The sequence below is a fragment of the Zooshikella harenae genome (assembly GCF_018837975.1).
Taxonomy (GTDB): domain Bacteria; phylum Pseudomonadota; class Gammaproteobacteria; order Pseudomonadales; family Zooshikellaceae; genus Zooshikella; species Zooshikella harenae.
This window is the reverse complement of record NZ_JAGSOY010000043.1, coordinates 35,877-41,942: the sequence shown is the minus strand read 5'-3', so window position 1 is coordinate 41,942 and position 6,066 is coordinate 35,877. Positions and strand designations below refer to the sequence as shown.

The 6,066-nt window shown below is 38.4% G+C and carries 2 protein-coding genes; both read right to left on the bottom strand.

Features of this window, described 5'->3' with window-relative positions; translation table 11 throughout:
• Window positions 1–160 precede the first annotated feature (160 nt).
• Entirely contained in the window at window positions 161–4,849 is a 4,689-nt protein-coding gene (locus KCG35_RS16300; protein ID WP_215820859.1) for a thrombospondin type 3 repeat-containing protein, read from the bottom strand.
• Window positions 4,850–5,078: 229 nt separating this feature from the next.
• On the bottom strand, window positions 5,079–5,993 hold the full coding sequence (locus KCG35_RS16295; protein WP_215820858.1) for a peptidylprolyl isomerase: 915 nt from the start codon (window positions 5,991–5,993) through the stop codon (window positions 5,079–5,081).
• Between the last annotated feature and the right edge of the window lie 73 nt (window positions 5,994–6,066).

Here is a 6,066-nt window from a genome sequence, read left to right as displayed (position 1 = left end):
TTACATTACACCCAAATACACTCTTCACGGTCGCCCCCTTGTGCCCTAGGGGTATAAAAATCTTTCGCTGTGAGTGTATATCCTTAACGAATCAATCATTGGCCAATTAATGCTTTACTAAGGATTTAACCCCACTGCAATAGGATTATTTTTTTATCAACTACTGATTAAGCATGGCTATTAATGAAGCAAAACCAATTTCCCCAATAACAAAACGCTTAACTATTTCCTGTTGCTTGCTCGATGGCATATAAAAACCAATATAATCCAACCGCTTAAAGTCTACAGGCTGATTTTCTAACGTTGTCAGCATAAGATGTTTAATTTCCCCAACTCCAACCGGTGTAATAAGATTTTGCTGTTCGTTATAGCCCACCAGCAGTACGTAATAAGGTTGGGTTGAGGTATCAGGTAAATAATCATAACTACCCTGGCGTTTGGGTAATGCCAGTGATAAATGAATAGGTCCTGTTGTGGTAATACCTGCTGGCTGCAGCTGGTAAATCCAGCTGGGTCCAAAATTAGGATGTACTGGTCGAACAATACCTGAGCCAGGTAAAAACTGTGTGTGTATACGACGATCGTAGCCTTGTGGGAAGATAAGCTGTTGCCCCGAAAGCTTAAGCTCTAAATCACCTTGTGCCAGTTTAATATCTTGCTGTTCCCGTGAAATATATTGATATGGAATCGTTGTCTGGACACTAGGCACTTGCATAAGGCTCAATTGGTTACGGCGTCCGCCTTCAATCGACATAGGAATATCAATAGTGCCCAGTGCAAGTATTTTTTGTTGTGGATTAATAACAAAAGTATACCGACCTTCAGGAATAACCTGTTCAGCGGTATCACCATAACCAAAGGCAAAAGCACCATCTTGATTGGTTTTGGTGACTCGACCTAACTCTTTAATTAAAATTTCAACATCAGCCTGAGGCTGTCCCAAACTGTTTATCACTCCACCTTCAATAAAAGTAGGCAAATCCCGTGTATAAAAGTGACTTCTTGATAATTCTTTACCTTTATAACGCACGGTAACAAATACTTCAGCACCATAACTTAAAGGCACTTCAGGATAAAAAGCTAAAGTATGCTTACCTGGTAACTGACTGGGGGAGTAATTTACAGGTACTTGATCAAAATTAACTTGTTGTAACTGATGTCCTTTTGCAAATAAAAACTGCACTTCTTGATCAGTTTTATGCGCATTTTGTTGGTAGGGGTTTACATACGTTAACCCATGTGCCGTTTGCTTAACATCAATTACCACATCTGCGATATCAATAGCCTGATTAAACTGTACAGAAATAAAACTATCTGGCTCTATACCCTTTGTATTATTTGCAGGTGTTAACTGACTAATTTTTACTGGTAATGACTGTTGATCAATAACTGTAATTACACCAATTAGCTCACTCAGCACATCACCTGTAGTGTTTTTGGCAATTACTTTAAGCTGATAGTCACCCGCTTGCTTAATATCAGGTACTGATAATGTGAGCAGTGTTTGTGCTTGATTAACAGGCACACTCTGTTGTTCGCCTGCTGAATCGACTAACCAAGCCTCAAATGATTCATTATCTGAACTCTGAAGTACATTAACTAATGCTTGAAATGCATTATTTTCTGTTGCCTGTAAGTGAAATGGAAAATTTGGACTTAACCAGTTTAACTGTATTGCGCTGTCAGTTTGGAATACTATGGTTTTTTCAGTTTTATTATCAGAGGCATCAATAGCTACAACAGATACCCAAAATGGTTGGTTGGGTAAAAACTTTAATTGTGATTTAAACTGGTAGTGATTTTCACCGACTGGTTCTAACTGAACTGACGTATTATTAATAGTAAAGCGACGAATATTATTATCCTTCACTTCACCAATGAGTAAATATTCCCCTTTACTGACATTATTCACTTCAGAACCCAGCTTGAGAGATGCGGGTAATATAATCTCTGGAGAACTTAAATCCTGATAAAGTTCTAACGCATTAAGTGTTGACTGCTGCAAAGCATCTTCAACACTCAGTGTATAGCTCACTTTTTCACGTTTGGGCAAAGTGATTAAAGTTCTAATTATATATTGCCCCTCACCTAAGTTAATAGGCTTGAGTTGTGTACTTTGACCAAGACTATCCTGCAAAGCGACGTTAAGCCCACCCACAGAACTATACACTTTCGCATAAAGTGTTGCTGTTTGATGTGCTATTAATGAGGGTGACTGTGGCGATATAATTTCTACCTCGGGTGCAGTCAATAAGGTTAAATCTTCTGGACGATAAATATACTCCAGGTTTTCTGTTAGTGTTTGTTCACCTAAGGAAATAGACAGCTCAAGTGTATTAAGCCCGTAGCTTAAAGGCAAAGTAGCCGTAAACTGAATAAGGTCAGATGCTGCATCTGTACCTACTTTACTTAATTTAGCAAGCTTCCTCCCCACATGAACAGTCACTTTATTAAGCTCAGTAGCACTACCATGAAAAGTTCCTGTAACCGTCACGTTATTTTCAGTGACCATTGCACCACTGGCAGGGGAAAGGCTCTCTAATGATAATGCAGAATTAAAGGTAATACGTAATGACAGTGGTACTTTATTTTTCTTATTATCAATGGCAAATAAGGTAAACTGATTGTCTCCAGGAATAAGCTGTAAAGGCAAACGAAACATGCTTTCCTGTAAAACACTATCTTCCTCACCAGAATTTTGTTCATCAAGTGATGCATAGACTTGAGTATCATGTTGACTATGCTGAATAGCCCATAGCGCTTTAACACCACTACCTACATCAGAAACCTTCCCTGTGATAATAACCTGTGCAGCTGATACTGTGCGTTCAGTGGGTCCATTTAAGGTTATAACAGGTGGCGTTTTATCAGGGAAGTCATTGGGGTCACGCGGATCAGTGCCTGCAGCTTTTTCTTCCTCATTACTGACATTATCACCGTCGATATCATCATCTAAAGCATCATAGATGCCATCATTATCTAAATCCTGAGGCTTACTCGCAGGGTCATAAGGATCACTTTTCGCATTTATTTCATCCTCATCACTTACCCCATCCCCATCAGTATCTTGATCTATTTCATCATAGATACCATCGTTATCTAAATCACAAAGAGTACCAAAATCCAAGCTACTTAACTGTTCCGGCAGGTAATCAATACGCGCATTGGTGTGTAAATTAATATTACTTGCAGACAGTGCACCTCTCAGGTGACTGCGAAAGCTTAACTGTGCATTACCTTTCGCATAAATAAAGCCATTAACATGAGCACTGGTATATAAATAAACTCCACCAAACCCATAAATAAACAATTTGTTAGCCGCATTATTTTTATTGACGGCATTACGCCAACCAATATGTAACGACTCCCAAACAAACAGGCGCACAGTACCTTCACCTTGCACCACAATATCACTGTGATTACCCAGCTCTAGCTTTTCAATCCAATAGTCACCTGGAGCCATGATAATTTTTGTACCAGCATGTACCGCTAAGCGTTTAATGCGAACTTCTTTCGTTTGAGGTTGAAAACGCAGTTCATTATTAAACGGTGCGACAATTTCTCCATAGTCAGCCTGATCAAAAACCTGAGTTGTATTCCAAGCAAGATTTATTTGTTCAGTTTTGGGGCTATGTTTAAAATCACTGAGTGTAAGTGCAGGAGAAGCCACATTACCTGGTAAACATTTAGTATTATCACAACTGTTAAAGACTGAAAATGAGCTGCTGACATTAACTTCCTTTGCAGCAAGCAGGTTACTACTGGTATTGGTTAATCGTGCATTTAGCCAAAAATTAATAGTTCCTTGAGTAGGGCTTTGCACTGCATTTGGAAATGCGGCTGTACATTGATTAACATAAGGATTGTTATGAGAAGGTTGGTTATTATTATCCTCTTCTACGCTTTCCACCTCTACACTAGGATTAAGCGTATGAGTCGCATTATCTGTTGACCAGGCAGTTAACGCTAATGCATTCAATGACATATCACAAGGTGCTTCACCTGAAACAGGCCATGTACCCACAGGAGAATAATCAACGGCTGTTTCAATACCCAGCACACTATTAGCGGCACTCAGAGCCCCTTTAATAAAACTACCCTCACTCAAATAGGCATCTGAAACGACATAAGTCCAGCCAAATAAACGGCTACTTTTACCTGCCTTTAACGATTTACCAATCATTAACCATAAAGGGTGAAATTCCGGATTAAGCTGTGCTTTTTCTTCCAGATTAAGTTGATCACGAATATTCAGCTTTACTGCACTATCATAGGCTAAATGTATCTGGCTACGTTTACCCATGTTTAATGTACCAACCCAATATTCTCCTTGCGGCAATATAAGTTGGCTGTCGTCTTCTAAGGTCAACTGTTCTATATAATAATACTTAGCTCCAGGCACAATAGTAGCAATACCTTGTGAACCAACAGTCAACTGCTGCCACTGATTATTTTCTTGGCCCACAACGGTTAACACATTATCTGGCGTATGCTCGTTAAAAATAGATGCATTATCTGGAAAATCATTGAAGGTTAACGTTGCTGAGGTCTTATCTGAAGCAATACATGCCGTATATTGGCAGTTTGAACTAACGTTTGTGCGACTTTCTGAGACTAAGGGTGAGGGTGAGGCAATAATATCCAGCGTTGGTGTATCAATTATCCAAGATGACGAAACAATCTTTGTGTTATCAGTAATTGTCACTTTGCCTGAACGGTGATGTGATTGAATCCCGTTGCTAAAAACAGCACTGCACATGGGTAAACTATTCGCTAAACCATTTACGGCATAGCCCCATAACAGAATCAAATACAACGTTCCGCGCAGAACAGCCTTTATTGTAACCATCCGTTTCTCATTACTATTTAATATTTCAGACAAACGTTTAAAGCCTATTGCCCTTTCACAAATCAAATTCTTTAACTTAGGAAAGGTATACCCTTCACGAATGATTTCTAGGTTTTGTTATCTTTACTCCTCACCCCAATCACCTATTAATATAGGCTCATGGGATTTCGTCACTTGATGGCCGCACCTAAAAATCATTCGTATTGGGTATATACAAGATATCCTTTTTTTAGTAATACTCTACTACTACTTTTTCTAACACCTCATCAGAAGCTGCCTTAACCGCTTTTTTCAATTGCAGTGGCGCTAACATTTTTCGGATATCTGAAGCCACTTCTTGTAAGCTTTTTACTGGTGTTTTAACATCCTCAACTACTGCAACACGGTATAAATTGCCATTTATAATCGTGGCTGGCGATAGCTCTCCTACACCTGTATTTTCCAATAAAATCCGCAGTTCATTGGAAAGCAACAGTGGATTTGATGTTAAAGACTCAGTTAATGCCATAATATTATTTTGTTTTAGTTCTAAAACAGCCTCTTGCCAGTTTGAGTTTGCCTGTATTTTGGAAAAAAGCTCTGATGCCAGTAACAGCTTATCTGAAGGCAAGTTTACTGTTTTAATAATTTGGTATTTTTTTAAGGTTAAACCACCAAATTTTTCTGAATGCTGCTGATAATAATCTCGCACCATTTTTTCAGAAACAGGTTGAACATTGGCATTACTTTCTAAGTACTTTCTTACCAAGATTTCTTCCCGATAAGCATTAACTTGTAAATCAAGCTCTTCTTTTTCAACATCACTTAAATCAACCAAAGCCTGCTGAGCCATAGCTTTTGACACAATCAAGCTTTTCAACAATTGCTCCCCCACCTGATCATACATTATCGCTAATGTAGCAGAACCTAAAGTCCTGTCAGTCATGAAGTCTAATTGTTGTTGTGTAATATACCAGCTACCGACTTTTGCTATTTTTTCACGGTCACTTATATTTTCTTTGTTTACCTGCAAGTCACTGTCAATAGTTCCACTATCTTGTGAACTTTCAGTATTTTTTTGCTTTGCATCATCTTGTTTTGAAGCAGAGTCACAACCTGTTACTAGCAACAACGACGTATAAAATAAAATAAAAAGGTACTTCATTTTAAAGTTTAACTTTCAGCTTTAATAAAATTATTGAATATAAAATATACCCACTGTAAACATATACACCTCA